The sequence below is a fragment of the Thomasclavelia sp. genome, assembly GCF_047249845.1.
Taxonomy (GTDB): Bacteria; Bacillota_I; Bacilli_A; order Erysipelotrichales; family Coprobacillaceae; genus Thomasclavelia.
The window spans coordinates 1-18,415 of sequence record NZ_JBKTWO010000006.1 but is presented as its reverse complement, the minus strand read 5'-3'; the positions used below and the strand labels follow the sequence as shown (position 1 = coordinate 18,415).

Genomic DNA, 18,415 nt, shown 5'->3' with positions numbered 1-18,415 from the left:
TGATATACAATTTAGCTAAGTAACTTTTTTATTTCTTTTGTATATGCTTGATATCCTTCATCATTAATATGTAAACCATCAACATAATAATTCTCAACGGGTTGTCCTTTTTTATTACAAAGATTTGAATATGGATTAATAAAGGTTACATAGTCATAAGGAATAATATTTTTATATTCCTTAAAAATCATTTTTAATAAATCATTACTACGCATCCCTTGGCAGGTTGCTTTATAACCATGTGTGTTTTCTAAACAAGGCAGCGCTCCCACCAACAAAATTCTAGCATCTAAACAATTATAATGAATAATTTCAACCATCTCTTTTACATTTAGAGCAATATCGCGAGGACTTTCCATTACTGTATTACCCAAATCATTAGTTCCAACCATGATTACAACATTTTTAGGTTTAAATTTTATTACTCCTTCATCAATAAAATTTAATAACATTTTAGAAGTAATTCCAGCAATTCCACAATTATATTTATTATTAATATCTGGATAATATTTATCTAAATTACAATACTCAGTTATTGAATCACCATAAAATACGGTTCCTCCAGATATAGCTTTTTTATTTAAATTAACTATTTCAAGCATTCTTATTAAAGTAAACTCTCTTAATTGATAATGATTAGTTAAATATTTCATGTTCTCTTTCATTTTATTACCTCCAAAACTTATTTTAACATAAAAAGAAAAAGCCTTAAGCTTTTTCTTTGATTTGTTTATCTTCTAATCTACTACTACGATTACAACTAGTTAATGATGAAGGACGATGTGAAACTATCAACCAGGATTTTTCACTAAAATGTTCATCTAACGTCTTTAATAATCCCTTTTCATTGATTACATCTAAGCTGCTTGTTGGTTCATCCATAACTAACAAATCCGGGTTTACTAGCAGCACTCTTGCAATTCCTATTCGCTGCTTTTCACCACCTGATAACCGATTTTGCAATTCCCCCATTAATGTATCATATTGTTCTGGTAATGAATTAATCAAATCATGAATTCCTGCCATTTTTGCGACATTAATTATTTCTTCTTTTGTTGCTTTAGGTTTACCTAAAGCAATATTATTAGCTATTGTATCATTAAATAGAAATGTCTCTTGTTCAAGCGTTCCTATATGTCTTCTTAAATCTACCAATGAATATTCTTTAATATCAATTCCATTTATTAATATTTTGCCCTCATCAACATCATAAAATCGTAATAATAATCTAATTAGTGTGGATTTACCCAAACCACTTTCACCAACTAAACCAATTTTATCCTTAGTATTAATAATAAAATTCATCTTTTCAACAATTGTTTTATTGGTTTTAGGATATTTAAAAGTAACATTTATAAATTCAATCTTCTCAATTTTCTTTAATTCTTTTGGTTGCGTAATCTCACTAACCGCAGGCACCATATCCTCTAAATCAAAATATCGTTGAGATGCTGCATATGCTTCTAACAAACTAGATACAACTGTAGTTAATGATTGCGTTGATGAAAACGAAGCAGAAACAATAAATGATAAAATTATAATTGCAGTAGTATCTTGATTACCACGTATAGCTAAGTATGAAGCAATTGCAATAATTAAAATTCGTGCTAAATATATGAAAAAAGAAGGTGTGGAAACTACTAGTTGACGATGATAAGCTAATTTATGAGTTGTATGATTAATATCCCTATTAACTTCTTCAAGTTCTTTAATTCTTCTTGTCCCATAATCAAAAATTTGAATTTCTGATAAACCATAAACACTATCTAATAAAAACGTTTTCAATCTGCCTAATTTATAACGATAACTTATCCCAATATTACGACCTAACTTAATTGCCACTAAAGGAATCACAATACTTACAATCAAATAAATCGGTAATAAACCATAAACAAATAATATATCAATACTTCCTGCAACAATCAAAGTAATTAATGGCAATAATACCACAGTAAATAAAGGTCCTATCGTATGTGCAAAAAAGAACTCAATACTTTCTATATCTGACATTGCTCTTGACATAATATCACCGCTTGTATACTCAATTAATCCTGATGGAGCTAGATTACGTAATATACCAAACATATCGACACGCATTTTAGCAAGCAGTTCATATGAACCCACATGTGAAAAATAACCCTCAAAATAACGACAAGCAACAATTATAATAGCACTAATTGCCATCAAAATACCATATTCATTAGTACTTAAGCTACTCAATTTACCAGCTACGCTTAAAATAAAACAAGCACCAAATCCCATTAATCCCATTTGTGCAATATTTCCTAAAATACTAACGATCGTTGATATTATAAAGTACTTTTTCATTGATGAAGCAATTTTTAATAAACGTTTAGTTAGGATAAATAATGATTGATTACGATTCATAATTTAACCTCTGCTTTCCATGAGATTCTAATACTTCTTGTTCTTTTACTAATTGATAGTATTCACCTTTTTTCTTTAGCAACTCTTCATGATTTCCTTGCTCAACCAAAATACCTTTATCTAATACAATAATCTGATCAGCTTTTTGAATCGTTGATAAACGATGAGAAATAATTATCAAGGTTCTTGTATGACTTAATTCATTAATACAATGCCATATTTCATCTTCACTATTTTGATCTACACTCGATGTAGCCTCATCGAAGATAATATATGGTGCCCCACTTAATAAAGCTCGAGCAATTCCAATTTTTTGTTTTTGTCCACCTGATAAGATAGCTCCACTATCACCTAAATCAGTTGATAATCCTTCAGGCAGTGATTTAACCCAATCATATAAATGAACCTGTTTTAAAACATCCAATAATTCACTAATACTTGCATCCTCTTTAGCAACTTTTAAATTATCTTCTAAACTCCCACTAAATATATTTACTTTTTGAGGAACCATAATAATTTTTTTTCTAAGTTCATTTGGTGTTTTATTATAATAACATTCTCCCTCAAAATATAAGTAGCCTTCTTTTGGATCAATAAAACGCATTAACATACTAGCTAAAGTACTTTTACCACAACCACTTCTACCAACAATAGCAGTTGTTTTTTTTCTGGGAATCTCAAGATTTAAATGTGTTAATATTTTCCGTTTATTACGATAACTAAAATCAACATCTTTAAGTATAATTCCTTGATAATTATGTAAATCATCTAATACCTTTTGATCATATTTTTTTAAAATCTCCTGATCACTTTCAACAGAGGTTAATTGTTTTCTTGTTGTATCAAGATTCAAAATTTCATCAACATTACCAGTTGCTGCAATTCCAGCTAAAGCATCATGTGCTGCAGACATTAACTGTCTAATTGAACTAAAAAAACTATATGACAGCATTAATATTAATACTGCTTTAGATAAATCAATTTTTTGTTCGTTTAATTGCATACATGCAATAATCACTGCAATTACGATTCCTAAATAGATAAGACCATCAGATACTAAAAATGAAACAAAATTAATTTTCATTATTGACATAGTATTACTATTAAAATCATTAGCTTTTTCTTCTAAGTTCTCATGTCTTCTTTTATCCTGATTAAATAATTTTAATGTTACCAGTCCTTTTAAACTCTCTAGGTAATAACTAGTTAAAGCCTGAAAACTTGTCCAATATGACTTCTTTAATTTATCAATTGTCTGTCTAAAATAATTATTTAACAAAGGTAATGCCAAAGAAATAATCAATAGAATACTTGCAATTAATAAAGAAGTATCTTTTAATTGAAAAAATAAATAAATTGGTGCAAAGAAACAATACAAAAGACTTGGTAAATACTTTGTATAATAAATCTGCATTGACTCTACACCATCACCAACTGAACTAATTGTATTACTAGCCCCAATTTGTTCAATTTTACCTACATCTAACAATAACATTTTTTCAAAGATTTGTTTTCTTAACCGAATTCTAGCTTTAGCTTCTAAACGATACTGAGCTTCACCAGTCAACAAGTCGGCTATTAAAATTAGAATTGATGCTAAAAGTGCACTAATAATTGCTCCTATCAATTCATCTTTTGTAAGTGCAGGATTATATAAATCACCTAAAAAAGTAGATAATGTTCTAGCAAACATTACTGTTCCTACCAATGTTAATATTTTAAGTCCAGTAATTATCGCAATCCAGCCACGTATTCCCTTGGACATTTTTATTAATGTTTTATTTATTAATAACATAATATACCTCCAGCATACCTATGTTACCCAATTATCTAAATTGTGTCAAATAAAAGGAATTTAAAATTAAAATACAAAATAAATACTACCTGAACTATATCTAAGTATAAATTTGCGATATTTGAATATTTAACCATAAATATTATTTATTACTTCTTACTCTTTTATCATTTTCAATTTATATAATTTTCTATGATCTCTCATCTAAAATTATATTTATTCTTTCTAAATACCTTTGGAAATTAGGATTCCATTTCTCCACTACCTTTACTATTTATAAATAATTATCCGATATTTATATTATTTTTCTATAAAAAAATAACCACATTCTGTAAAATGTAGTTAATATATTCAATAAAAAATCTAATATTTATAGGAAAATTTAGGTGTTACAACATATTTTATATTAAATTCATATGATTTCTACCATATTGATCAACATGATCCCTAGCACCATCATATATAATATATATCATCTTTATTTTCTTGAAAATACATCATTATATAGCAGATAAAAACTTTAATTAAAATTAATTTATCCCCATTTAAATTAATAGCTTTAACATTTCTTTGAGCATCATTATACATTATAAAAAACATTTTTATTTGGAAAATATCCCTACCAAAATTAAATAATCTGCATTCATTTTATGACTCATTCTATCAATTAAACTTCCTTTATAATCAGCATTTCTTTTATAAACATTTATCTTAAAATAGTTTAATAGATTTAAGCCCGTCTTATCTTTTCCATCAAAAAAATTTATTTTAATTTATATTATTTCAATATATTTAAAAATGCATTTAAATTATTTGCTAAAAAATGCATATTATTTTCTTCCTCTGGATCAACATCATGATCCCAAAAATATAATTCTCCAATATTTTCTCCTTTAATCTTTAACAAAATCTCATTTCCTACTGAATCATCTCCAATAGAAATATAACCTTCTGGAATTTCTCCATCTAAAATCATATTTTCTCTTTGTAAGTTCTCTTCCATTTTCCCAATTGGATAAAATACATTTACAACACTTGTGTTTGTCCCATCTGGTAACTGAAATTCTGATTTTTTTGGATTACCGCCATTTTGGTCTAGTAAAAATTCTATGTACTCTTTCGGAAATAAGATTCCCATTTCTTTCTCTACTATCTTTATTTCATCTAAACATACCTTTTCATCTGTTTCATATACTTCTATTTTCATTTAATTATACTCCTTTACCATTTATTATTGATTGTCCACCCTTATGTGTGAATAATTTGTGTATATCTTTCTTAACTAATATCATGGTTTTTCCATCTTCCATATGATGCCATGTATATCCTTTTGGAGGCTTTTTTAAATCATATACAGGAGGATTAGAATTAGGTCCTAAACCTGCAGCCATATTTGCTTTTTTAACGTCTACTTTATTATCTTTAGGTTGTGATATTTTAATAGATACAGGATCAACATTGGGATGTTTGTATGAATAAAAATCTGGAAATCCATCTCTATAATAGACTACATTTCCATCTATATCCGTATATCTCCAAGTCGTTCCATCTTTATTAATTTCTATTATCCCACCTTTCTTACTCCAATTTTCAAAAGTTCGAGAATTCTCTGGTTTAATACCTGATTTAACAGCATTATTATAATCATCAATATCAATCTTATTAAAATCAATATTTCTTCCTTGTATTATATCTAGTAAATCACCTTTTTTAAGTGCATCAGCTAATTCAGCTGCATCTAATTTACTATATTTCATAATATCACTTAATTGATCACCCGATAATCCAGTTTGTTGAATTAAATCATCAATAGCTGATTCTTTAATATTAGGAACAGTATCTACAAACTTTTTATTACCATAATAACCTGCTGTAAATGATACTCCTAATCCAGCTATTATTGATAACCATTTAGGAGCCCCTGCATTATCTAATATGTTTATTGCTGCTAGACCTGCTACCCCACTTATCATATCTATTGCTAATGCTTTAGTAGCATTCTTGGCTGTCTGTTTTATTGCTGCTTTTGTACCTACTGCTGCTATTGATCCTGTACCCGCTGTTAAAATTGTCGTTGCTAACAATGTTACATTAACTATTGTATCAAATACTGCCCTATCTCTTTCTTCCTTAGTTAAAATTTCTCCTGTTATAAAATTCTCACCAGTAAAAAATGCCACTGCTGAGACTATACCTACTGTATCTAGTGCATCACTAAGAAAGTTCAGCCACCCTCGATCTACTGTGTGATGGATATCTGATCTGTGTAATAAAGATTCTACATAATCATCATAGGCTATATCTAGATTATTATTAGCAACTTCATTTTTATACTGGTCTTTCATCATTTCAGCAAAAGATGGCATTCCTTTATAACCTTTTAACTCAGAATTATTAAATATATCTGCAAAGCCTATTTTATCTTTTTCATAGGAGTAATCTACCTTAGTATTTTGCTTAGTATAATAATCATTATAACTGTATGAACTATGCTGCTTTATTCCAAGGTTATTCTTGGTTTTATATTGATTCAAATTAATCTTTTCAAATTTTTCTAATATTCCTATTTTATTATCAAAGGATTGGAAAAATGGTTCATCAATTAAATCATTGATATCATCTAATGTAGCTCCTATATAATAACACAACTGTTCTAATAATTCATTAGCTTTTCTTATTCTATTATTAATGCCCGAATATGAAAAACCTGTTATATAACTAGTGTTTTTTAATTTATCATTAACTATATTGATTGAAGTGTCAAACCCCATATAACTTAACTGATTGATTTTATAAGTACTTGGTTTATTAGATTCCCATTTATTCTTATTTATTTTTATACTATTCATCATGATGTTCCTCAAGATAAGCCATTTGTATTGCTTTTGCTAGTTCCTGATCTAATTTAACCATATTATCATATGCATAATATATATACGCAAAACATAGACCATAAAAATCTGTTAAATTAATTAAATGTTGAGCAACAGCATAATTTCCTTTATCTAGATTTTCTCTATTCCTGCCATCATAAAAGTTTTTTGATTCCATTGTTTTTTTATACACATTAAATTTATTTGATAGATTTTGTAATCTAGTGACTAGGTTTTGGAATTCTACTGCTATTTCCAATAATTCCTTGCCAGCTATTACTGAAGTTGTATCTGACATTATTCTCCTCCCCCAATCTCTAATATATCCATGAGGTCTATTCTTATTTCAAATGATTCTTTTTGTACCCTTGCTTCTAAAATATAATCATAGCAATATCCTATATTTTCTGTCATATAATAAAGTTTGTTAAGTACAGTTCGATTTTCCTCATGTTTTTGAATTAATAAGATATCTCGCCATTTTTGATCATTTAATTCATTTTCAATATCTTTTTTGCTCATATCGCTAATTGTAAATGGGATAAATCTTTTTTTAGCAGGCAATTGTAGATAGGGTATAGCAAGGATTAATTTTTTTTCAAGTGTAACTTTTTGTGTTTTTGAAATTAAAAATTGATTATTTTCTTTCAGCTCAATAATAATTAACTGTTCATTATCTAATGGAGCAATCCTTAATCTATTAATAAAAATATGAATAGTATTTTTTTTATAAAGTTCCAATAACCTTAATACTGCTAATCCCTTATCAGTAAATGATCCATCAAACATTATTTCTTTATCTTTTAAACTATTAATTGTTTTAATTACCCTTTTTTCTTCATTAAGATCAGTATCATTTAACTGTAACCCATATATAGGAATATTATCAATTACAGAATTCAATGCAATAAGTTCCTCTGAATCTAAAATTATCATTTATTATTCAACTCTCTATACGAACTAGAATTAGCTTTGTAACTTTCAAGGTTATTATACAAATCATCAAAAGCTTTATTGTATTGTTTAAATGGCGCATCGGATTTATTAACTAAATCACTATGATATTTAATCAATAATGTTAAAAAGGTCATTAATTCATCTTTTTGTTTACCTTTCCATCCTGAACAAGTATCTACTTTATCCTTAAGATTCTTAGCTATCTTAAGAAGCTCTTCTAATTCCTTAACAGTCTTTTGACTAAAAGATTTAACATCTTTTATGGCATCAATATCAAAATTATAATTATCACTCATAAACTAATTTCTCCTAACGAAAATTCCACATCATCTCTTTGCTCAATTTGATAATAATATTGTAGCTTATCCCTAATCTCTATAGCCTGATTTCTCCTCTTTATAACATTTTCTAAAGCATCTTCACACGATATTAAAATATTTTTATAATTATTTATACTTTCCTCTATCTTACTATAATACAATTCTGCCATAATCCCTTTTGCACTCGAATAACTATTTAAAGTCTTATGTAGATCATCTATACTATTACTTATATTTTTTATATTACCTTCTATTCTTTTAATTTGATAATTAAGATCATCCACTAATTCACAATACTCATCTTTTAATCTTCTTACAGGAGATACATCCTCAAAAAACCAATAAAAAGCCATAATAAAATCCTCCCCTTTATAAAAAATTCCTTTCAAATTTATTGAAAGGAACTTACAATACCTATTATCTTAATTTCGAAGCAATATTAGCATCTAACTCCTGAGCAGCTTGTAATGTCTGATCAATTTGAACAGCAATATCTTCTATTAATTGACGTGTTTTATCCAACCCTGGCCGCAATGAAGCAAACTGTTCTGCATAAGCTATTGCTGCATCTCCTTCCCATGCATCAGGTAAACTATTAATTACATTTTGCATTTGATTAATTAATGATTCTAATTCATTCCCTTGTGTCTTTAACTGTGATGAAGCTTGTGTTAAGCCTTCTGCATTTAAACGAATTACTCCCGCCATATAAACTTCCTCCTTAATTATTTTATGTGAATATTATAACGTATATTCCTTTACAAAGTCTACTAAAATATCGTTTTAAATAATCAAATTACTTTGATATATTCAATGTTTTTTAATTATTCTATATTAATAACAAATAATTAATTTTTATTAACTTGGCTATCTTTTTTTTCACTATAATTTTTTTTACAAGAACTCACTATACCTATTATTAGCAAAATAAATAGACTAGCTCCAGTGACCTTAATAAATAAATTATTATAATCTGTTGTTATTTGACTAACCAACTTTTCAGATTTTACTCCCTCCATATTAGCTGGTGCTATTACTAGATCATAGACTTGATTATTTGAAACACTACCAATTCGTGTATATGATAACTTACTGATAAAACTCTTCATTAAGTCATTATTAGTTTTTGATGTCTCATTTTTCACTAATTTTGCCTTTTCTAATCCAGTTAAAATTTTTATATCGGACTCTTGTTGATATTTTATAACATCTTCTTTCGTTAAAATTATTTGTTGATTTGCATTATCATATGATTTAGATACAAAATCTACATATTCATAATTTTTCTTTTCAATTTTAGACTTAGTAGTACTATTATTAATTTGATAATCATTTACATATGTTTCTATCTCTTCTTGATCAATTATATCTAAAGGGTTATATAATAATAAATTATTATGAAATATTGTATTTAAGCTTTCTTGCTTTTTAACTACATCTAATAAATGATTTCTACTTTCTCTCTGTTCTTTGGCTAATGGCTCTAAATCTGCATCAATTAGTTTATTTACATTATTTACATCCAATAAATTTACTAGATTAATCATGGATTTCAGCATAGTACTATTAAATATTGGTATACTTTGTAACCCTTCTTTATAATCATTTATATTTTCATCTATTTTAATAGTATTTATAGGTTGTTCCGCAATTATTTTATCTATGTTTATTAATAATAATCCATTATTGATATCTATAACTTTTTTAATATCATCTTTTAAAGCTAGTTTAAACTTTTCTGTTAATTTCCCTATATTTTCATCAATATCTAAATTTGCAAGATCTTTAAATGCTTCATTGCTTGCTTTTATATAATCTCTAATACTATATTCTTCAATTTTAGATTCTTCAATCCCGATAGATTCAGCATATATTTTTAAAAACTCTTGCAATTTTAAATCAGTAGATAATTTTAATTCTACCAGATTAATAATATCTTCTTCAGATCCTAGGTCTGTATATTCTATTTCAGTAAATGTTTTAATAATTGCTTTACTAATATATGTTTCAATACTGTTTAATTTTTTATTTTTTTCCTCTTGATCAAGAAGATCTTTTATTTTAGGATAATTATTGAAATCTATAGTTATTTCATTCGATTGAATCTGAGCTATTATATCTGCTATCTTATTTTGAATTTCTGTAAAAATATTTTTTGTTATAGTTTCATGATTGTTATCAAGATTTTCAACTAAAATATCTAAATTTAATTTTGCAGTTTTAATATATTGTTCATTATCTTCCTTTTCTTTATCAATTGAAGTATCCAACTCATCAAAAATCTTAATAATATTTTGATCTAAATCCTCATTATACTGTTTTAACATTGTGATTGTTTGATTTAATGAATAATTTTTACTATCATCATCATTAATTAAATTTTTAATAGAATTAGATGAATCTTTAATATTTTTATAGTCATCAATAATTAAAGTTGATTCATTTTTAAGACTGTTTAATTGTAAAGCGGTTTTATTTAAATATCCCTTATACGCTTCATCAATTGAATTTATTATTGCTGCATTTTTTTCAATATCCGGATTAATATCTAGATCTTCAATATCATTTTGAAGTCGCTCAACTTCTCTTAAATCTAATGTTGCAACTAAATCTAAATTAGATATAGCCATTATTACATCTTTATCTTTAGAATCATTATCTAAAACCTTTAAAGCATTATCCTGAGCATCATGAAACTCTCCTAAGATTGAACTAATATAAATATATCCAATATCATCATTCAAATCATCTTTTAACTTCATCACATTTTGCCAGGCTTTATCTGTTGCTCCCTGAGATAAATTACCACTTATCTCATATTTTAATAAACTTTTGTTAGGAATAGTATTTATTGACACTACATTAGATGAAAAATCAGCCGGTAAAATAATATATGCAGCATACCGTCCCTCATCAATACCAGATTTAGCATCATTCAATCCTGTTACTACATAATTTTCAGAGTAATTTTCTAATATTTCTTTAGCAAAATTTCTTTGTTTATCATTATATAATATCCCCTCATCAAGATTAACTACAGCAACTTTAACACTATTATAAAGATTTCCATTTATTGCCTCAATCTTACTATTTTCTAGTTTACTTCCAATAAGAATTCCAATTGTTAATACAAAAAACATAGCTATAAAACAAACTATATATTTTTTCTTTTTCGTTATTTCTGATTCTCCTGAAAATCCCATATATTTAGGGAGCTTAACTTTTTTCATATCGCCATTTTCATAAAGAACAGCATAACCAAAACCTGGTATATCACGCATATTCAACGGAAAAATATTCAACGTCCCCATTTGTCCTAGAATAGCACCATTCGTTGTATTTTTAAAAAATTTAGTCACTTCATCAAATCCTTTTAGTTTATTTGAGTTTACAGTAGCTATAATTCCAATTCCTGTACTTGCTGCCTGTTCTAATAACTTTCCAATATTAGCAATATTTTGTACTTTTTGAATAAAATTATCAACATCATCAATATAAACCATCCAATCAGGCAATGTTTTAAAATAATCTTTTGGTGAAACAACTTCTCCTTTAGCTAATGCATCCTCTAATCCAGATTGGCGTATATTAACTTCTTCAAATAAGAGCTCAATAAAATTATTAATTTGATTAACATCTATATAATTTATATTATTATCATTATGATATTTATATAGCTCCATACTACCAGAATCAAAAACATATGATTTACCTGTACATTGATTGATCAAAATTTCTAACAGATTTGTTTTTCCAGATTTTGCAGGACCTAAGATTATAAAAGGTGAGGTTTGTAGATCGACACTAACATTTTCTACACGATCTAAACTTAATCCTACAATATTCTTTATTGTTGTTTCATAATTATAGTTAATAAAATCTTTAGTTGTAAATACTTCTGGTAAAACCGGTATTCCTCGAATCTTTGATCCTGTATATGTTTTTGCAATTTCAATAATTTTGTTTTTTAGATTAGTAATAAATTCTACATCATCATTAAACTTTACAGGAGCATAAACTTGCATCATACTAATTACTTTTTGTTTGACTAATGCCCTTCCTCTTATTTCGCTAAGTTTATATGGACTACGTCCAAGCAAACTGATAACATCACCATCATCAAATAAATATTGAACTATTTTATTTTTAAAGTTATTTAATGTTGCAAAACGAACAGAATTTGCTCGGGTAGCACTAATTACTGTATAAATTCCCAATCCAACACCATCACGAGTAATTTTCATAATAAATTCCTCAAAATCCATTGATATTTCTTTAACAACATCAAAATTATCAATAATTATAAAGATAGCTTTTAAAGGTTTATCTGTATGCATGTTATTATACATATCAAAATTTTGAACCATTTCTTTTGCAAATAATTGTTTTCTTATTTTAACTTCTTCAGCTAAAATTTTTTGAAACTTACTAAGTTTTTCCTCGCTATCAAAAGTCATATAATCAGCCACATGAGGTAGCATTTTATATGGAATTAATGATGAATTACCAAAATCTAAAATATAATAATTTAATAACTGTGGATTATTTTTAACAGCAAGTGTTAGCATAACTGTTCCTAAAGTAGTTGATTTACCATAACCACTAGATGAAAAAACAGCTAAATTCCCATCTTTAATAAAATTAATTTCATAATCTTTTTGAATCTGTTCTTCGGGAATATCAATTAATCCAAGTTGACAATTTAAATCAATTTCTGTAATTGCTGTAATATTATTTATATCATCTATATATTTACTAGGAATATTTGTCTTTAAAGACGGTAGCCAAGGTTTTGTGATTTCTTGATGTTCTAATTTATTATACAAATCAGCAATATATTCAACTGTTGCATCTAGTTGGGTGGTCATATTTTCATCATAGAAATTATTATCACTTAGATCCTGATTTATTAATTCTCCTTGCCCCAATAAATTTATTTTATAAATTCTATCATCGATCTTATTGGTTTCTTCTTTTGTAGAATATATTGCCCCACTCCAAGCAGATTGAAATAATTCATATATTTCATTATTTCCAACTTGTAAATAAGCTCTTCCTACTTTAGTAATAAAAGCAGCATCTGGGGTTTTGATTATTTCTTTACTATCACTTTCATCTTGAACTTTTAAAGCTAATTTGAATTTTGAATTTGACCAAATTTGATCATCAACAACACCCGTTGGTTTTTGAGTTGCCAGAATCAGATGTACACCTAAAGTTCGTCCTATTCTAGCAACAGACACTAACTCACTCATAAACTCTGGTTGTTCTTTTTTTAATTCAGCGAACTCATCAGATATAATAAAAAGATGTGGTAATGGTTCAGTAGCTTTATTCATCTTAAATAATTTATTATATTTATTAATATTATTTACATTATGATTATTAAAAATCCTCTGTCTACGTGCTAATTCCGCTTTAATTGAAGCTAGGGCACGCATACTTTCAGCCCCATCAAGATTTGTAATTGTACCTAATAAATGAGGTAGTTTTTTAAATAAGTTAGCCATACCGCCACCTTTATAATCAATTAATAAAAAGCCAACTTCATAAGGACTAAAATTTACTGCTAAAGATAAAATATATGATTGAATCGTTTCAGATTTCCCTGATCCTGTTGTTCCCGCAACTAAACCGTGAGGTCCATGAGCTTTTTCATGTAAATTTAATTCAACAATATCATCTACTGTTCTAAGACCTAAAGGTACTGCAAGCGATTTATGCGACTCACCTTTTTGCCATCGTTGCAATATCTCCAATTCAGCGGGCTCATTTACTTTATACATATCAAAAAAGGTTACTGCTTCAGGAATATGTGAACTTATTCCTTTAATATGATTTAGTACACTTAAATTACGAGCCATTGTTTCTAAATCAACATCATTAATTCTTTGCTCTATTAACTTTTTATTTACTTCGCTACCTTCGTTTAATAATAATGTTGCTATATCCATATCTTCCATTGTTAGTACTGTTTTTATATTCTCGGGAAGATTTGCTCTTTTTTGAGCAGTAAAAATTAATGAGAATCCTAATTCTGTGGTTACTTCTTGTAAATATTCCATAATAGAATGATTCATGATCAAATGAAAATCATCAATAATTACTACAAAATGAGGAAAAAAATTCATTTCCTTTTTATTTTCATCTCTTTTAATTTTACGATCCTTTAATATTTGATGTAAACTTCCTATAACTTGATCTCTCACTCTTTCATTATTAATATTTCCTGTTAAATTATTAGCAATTATTTTCACATGAGGATACCATTTAATATAATCAAATTCATCTTTAAACTTTTCATTATATAACATGATTATCTGAACATCGTGATAAGAATGAAAAAAAGTAATCTGTGAAATATACCATTTTAACTGTTCATGAATTTCTCTTTTTTCACCTACAATTCCTAAATGAGCTTTCTTTAAATCAATTAAAATAGGCTTATTTTCAATAGTTTGATATTCATTATATATTTTTTTTGCCTCATCAAGCAATTCATCCTTTTCTGTTTGTAAAACATCATAATCAAGTGTGACCTGATAACTATACTTATCATTTGCCAAACCAACATTTATTGTTAAAAAATCATCATCATTAATATCTCTTTCATATATTCGTGGATTATATTGTGTAACCATTTCCTCCAATCCTTTTAAATCAGGATTATTATAATGTAACGCTTCAATTTCTTCTTGCTTATATTTTGCTAATTTTTTACGCATTTTCAATAGATATTCCTCATAAACATGTTCGCGTATATCATTTTTTTCTTTTAATTCTTTTTTATCAGAAAAATATGTAGTTATTGAAAAGACTAAACTAACTAATGTTCCTGCTAAACCAATCAGCATATATAAACCACGTCCCATCATTAACGACATAGCTACCGTTCCACAAGCCATTACTAGTGGTGGAACGATCACTTTTACTAGACTATTTTTCTTTCTACTTATTTTAGCTGGTGGTTTAGAAATATTAATTTTATCTGGCTTTACCTTTTTAATTACTCGAGGTGAGCGTTTATATTCTGGAAAACCTTCCACAACATTTACATGCAAATCATAATAAGGTAGATTACAATCATAACTTTCGTGTTGAGCAATAATTTTTAAATATTTTTCATGAATAATTAAAAGAATATTATTATCTAATAAAATTTGATCCCCATAATTAAATCTAGCTTTACTCTCTAAACATTGTTTTCCATTTATGTAAAATCTACTATTATCACTAGCGATTATTAGATTATTATCAATGATATACTTTCCCTTTGATATTTTAATATCAATATTATCTTGACCAATTAAAATAACACTATTTTCTTTCAAAAAATACGAAGTGTTATCACTTAAAACTGTAAATATTTGTTCATTTACTTTATATTTATTTTGAAATATTATTTCTTTTTCAGTCTTATCTCCATCTATAAAAGTAATCTTGTCATTATTATATTTTATTCGAATTCCATCTTTATCAATTTGTTGTTCCAGTGGATATTCTAAATAACCATCCTTTTTAAAATAAATAACCCTTTTCATAATAGATCCTTTCTACTCATCACCTAGATTAATCTTTTTCAAATTTTCTTCTATTTCATTTAATTTTTCTTCACGACTCGATCCACTCAAGTTTTTATCATTTTCAATCTTTGCTTTTTCTTTCATATAAGCATATGCTAAATATTCATTATTTCCTATTTGCTTAGCAATATCAATAGCTTTATCCATATCAGATTTACCCAAATAAATCCAAAATTCTAAAATTCTTGAATCCGAATTCAGGCTTACACTTGATAATATATTATTCTTTTGTTCATCATTTAATGATTCAGATTTAACATTTGAAACTGCTAGAATATATTTAGTATTTATATTCATTCTATCTATTGAAATATTATCTAAAGTATCTATAACAGATATATAATCTTGCTTAATATATTGCTCATTTGCATATTTAAAAATAGATTCTTCATGTAATCTATAACCACCAAAATAAATGCCTAATATTATACTTAAAACTAATATAATTATTGTTATTTTACTAGTGATTTTTAAACGAGTATATTTTTTCTTATCGACTTCAATAATTGACAATTTCCTCTTTGTTTGTAGTCTTTCAAACTCTTTATTTAATTCATTAACTAATTTATCTAAATTATTGATCTTGACATAATTGGCAGTAATTTTATTTTTACTTAAGAGTTCGTTTCCTCCTTGATAAAAGTCATTAAATGTATATTTATTTTGTAATAAATAACCAATTAATGACTTATATTGCTTTACAAAATCTAATTCATCAAATTTTATATCTTCATAGACATCTCTATCCATTACTTTAGGTCTCATATTATTATCGATATATAAATTATGGGGGTCTAAAGATATTCTAATCCGTTTGGCATCCATAAGTAAGCACTGTATATTAATCAATGCCTGAAATTTAGATAATAATGTTAAATCTTTAATTGATTCAAAAGGTTTTTCATTATTTACCATATATTCAAAATATATCTCATCCATTTCCCTTGTAATCTGACAATCTAGTAAATAATCACTTTTTCTTTGTAACTGATAAAAATCAAAATCACTTTTTGCGTTAATATTTGCTTTTTTATATTCCTTTTTTATTTTATTCATTATTTAAATCCCCCACTACCAATTCATCTCCTGTAAATATTTTTGCTTGATTAAATGTATAATTTATATTTACCTTTTCATGTTTTCTTTTTGAATATATATATTCCACTTCTTTATCTATTTTAAATTCTGTATTTTCTATAATCGTTTTAATTGCATCTTTAATAATCATTTCATCATTTAATAAAAAATCTACCTTTTTATACTTATTTGTAAATGTTAAAATTATTTTCATTGATCTCTCTCCCTTGATATTTTTTCCTTGTTATTAAAAAGACTACTATTGCAGTTATAAATGTTACAATAACTACAATTATTTCAATAGGTAAATCATATTTTTCATCTTTAACAGTTTTATCAAAAGATATTGGCTGCTTAAACAATTTTTCTTTTTGATCTTCTTTATTTTTTTCAATAATTTTATTAGTAAAAAGACTTTTTTTAGTATTAAAATACATTTCATCCTCATACTTCTTTTTTTCCTTAAATATTTTTTGTGTATCATCAGTAAATAAATTTAAGCCATTTATATCTGTTAAAGAAGAATAATTATCATTTTTATTTTTCAACTCATCTGTGTTAAGTTCTAAATTTTCCTCATCATCTTGAGCATTGACAAAAGAAAATCCACTTACTGAAATTATCACAAAAATAACTAATAATATCTTTTTTATCATTTTTTCCTCCCAATATATCTTTTTAACTATTTTATCAAAAAAAGCTGATTAAATCACCATAAAATAAAACAGTTATTATTAGTAGAATAAGAATTTCTGCTGAAATGTTTATTTAAATATATATAAACACAATTATTTAATTTAATTCTTTTTAATACCTCAAAAACATTATTTAAAATTTTTTTATAAATAAAAAAGAGTTGAACGAATTTAACTCTTTAATAAGTTATTTCATTACAACCCTTTTTATATATTAATTTTCTCTTTTTTTATAATATGTTAAGAAACTTGCCATACTTAACACAATTAACCCTAAAAATACACCAATCATATTTTCATCACCTGTTTTAATTGCATTTACTGTACTGTCTCCTGGTTTTACAGGATTAACATCATTATCCAGATTACTTGGATTAGCTTCTAATCCTGCCATTGCTTTTGTTAATCCATTTATAGCAGCAGTTACTTCCTCTGCTGTTGCATTTGGATTATTTAATATTGCATTTGCTTTTGCTACTTCTTCATCTACTACTTTTATTGATGCTGCTGTATAGCTTGCTCTATTTAATCCATTTGCTTTATTGATTAAATCCTCTAATAAGTCTTTATTTGGTTTTAATCTTAGATTCAAGAATGCTTTTACTAACTCTGTATATACTTCATCTACTTCACCTTGCATTGCATTTACATTACCTAGTACTTCATTTACATCTGGTAATACTGCTTGAAGCGCATTCCATGTTGATTCTGTATAATCATTTGCTGT

15 protein-coding genes are annotated in these 18,415 nt (G+C 26.5%); all 15 read right to left on the bottom strand.

Features of this window, described 5'->3' with window-relative positions; translation table 11 throughout:
- Nucleotides 1-11 precede the first annotated feature (11 nt).
- Nucleotides 12-665, bottom strand: coding sequence for a GDSL-type esterase/lipase family protein (locus ACLR9T_RS02525; protein WP_413107962.1), 654 nt, complete (start codon nucleotides 663-665; stop codon nucleotides 12-14).
- Nucleotides 666-708: 43 nt separating this feature from the next.
- Nucleotides 709-2,388 (bottom strand): ABC transporter ATP-binding protein, encoded by a 1,680-nt coding sequence (locus ACLR9T_RS02520; protein ID WP_413107961.1) that lies wholly within the window; start codon nucleotides 2,386-2,388, stop codon nucleotides 709-711.
- Entirely contained in the window at nucleotides 2,378-4,183 is a 1,806-nt protein-coding gene (locus ACLR9T_RS02515; RefSeq protein WP_413107960.1) for an ABC transporter ATP-binding protein/permease, read from the bottom strand. Before ACLR9T_RS02515 ends, ACLR9T_RS02520 begins: the two co-directional genes overlap by 11 nt.
- Before the next feature lie 778 nt (nucleotides 4,184-4,961).
- The gene (locus tag ACLR9T_RS02510; RefSeq protein WP_413107959.1) at nucleotides 4,962-5,390 is read right to left on the bottom strand and encodes an SMI1/KNR4 family protein; all 429 of its coding nucleotides are present in this window, start codon (nucleotides 5,388-5,390) and stop codon (nucleotides 4,962-4,964) included.
- 4 nt (nucleotides 5,391-5,394) lie between these two features.
- Entirely contained in the window at nucleotides 5,395-7,032 is a 1,638-nt protein-coding gene (locus ACLR9T_RS02505) for an HNH endonuclease (RefSeq protein ID WP_413107958.1), read from the bottom strand.
- On the bottom strand, nucleotides 7,025-7,354 hold the full coding sequence (locus ACLR9T_RS02500) for a hypothetical protein (RefSeq protein ID WP_413107957.1): 330 nt from the start codon (nucleotides 7,352-7,354) through the stop codon (nucleotides 7,025-7,027). The genes ACLR9T_RS02505 and ACLR9T_RS02500 overlap by 8 nt, the downstream gene beginning before the upstream one ends.
- Nucleotides 7,354-7,992: a DUF5081 family protein gene (locus tag ACLR9T_RS02495; RefSeq protein WP_413107956.1), complete on the bottom strand. Its 639-nt coding sequence runs from the start codon at nucleotides 7,990-7,992 to the stop codon at nucleotides 7,354-7,356. The genes ACLR9T_RS02500 and ACLR9T_RS02495 overlap by 1 nt, the downstream gene beginning before the upstream one ends.
- The gene (locus tag ACLR9T_RS02490; RefSeq protein WP_413107955.1) at nucleotides 7,989-8,309 is read right to left on the bottom strand and encodes a hypothetical protein; all 321 of its coding nucleotides are present in this window, start codon (nucleotides 8,307-8,309) and stop codon (nucleotides 7,989-7,991) included. Before ACLR9T_RS02490 ends, ACLR9T_RS02495 begins: the two co-directional genes overlap by 4 nt.
- Nucleotides 8,306-8,686: a hypothetical protein gene (locus tag ACLR9T_RS02485; protein WP_413107954.1), complete on the bottom strand. Its 381-nt coding sequence runs from the start codon at nucleotides 8,684-8,686 to the stop codon at nucleotides 8,306-8,308. The genes ACLR9T_RS02490 and ACLR9T_RS02485 overlap by 4 nt, the downstream gene beginning before the upstream one ends.
- Before the next feature lie 64 nt (nucleotides 8,687-8,750).
- Nucleotides 8,751-9,041, bottom strand: a complete 291-nt coding sequence (locus ACLR9T_RS02480; RefSeq protein ID WP_413107953.1) for a WXG100 family type VII secretion target — start codon at nucleotides 9,039-9,041, stop codon at nucleotides 8,751-8,753.
- 140 nt (nucleotides 9,042-9,181) lie between these two features.
- Complete coding sequence (essC, locus tag ACLR9T_RS02475) at nucleotides 9,182-15,874, bottom strand: type VII secretion protein EssC (protein ID WP_413107952.1); 6,693 nt, start codon at nucleotides 15,872-15,874, stop codon at nucleotides 9,182-9,184.
- 12 nt (nucleotides 15,875-15,886) lie between these two features.
- On the bottom strand, nucleotides 15,887-16,972 hold the full coding sequence (locus ACLR9T_RS02470) for a type VII secretion protein EssB/YukC (RefSeq protein WP_413107951.1): 1,086 nt from the start codon (nucleotides 16,970-16,972) through the stop codon (nucleotides 15,887-15,889).
- Nucleotides 16,965-17,207, bottom strand: a complete 243-nt coding sequence (locus ACLR9T_RS02465) for a hypothetical protein (protein WP_413107950.1) — start codon at nucleotides 17,205-17,207, stop codon at nucleotides 16,965-16,967. Before ACLR9T_RS02465 ends, ACLR9T_RS02470 begins: the two co-directional genes overlap by 8 nt.
- Nucleotides 17,179-17,649 (bottom strand): hypothetical protein, encoded by a 471-nt coding sequence (locus ACLR9T_RS02460; RefSeq protein ID WP_413107949.1) that lies wholly within the window; start codon nucleotides 17,647-17,649, stop codon nucleotides 17,179-17,181. The genes ACLR9T_RS02465 and ACLR9T_RS02460 overlap by 29 nt, the downstream gene beginning before the upstream one ends.
- 253 nt (nucleotides 17,650-17,902) lie before the next feature.
- Nucleotides 17,903-18,415: LPXTG cell wall anchor domain-containing protein (locus ACLR9T_RS02455; protein ID WP_413107948.1), on the bottom strand; the 513-nt coding region annotated here is incomplete at its 5' end.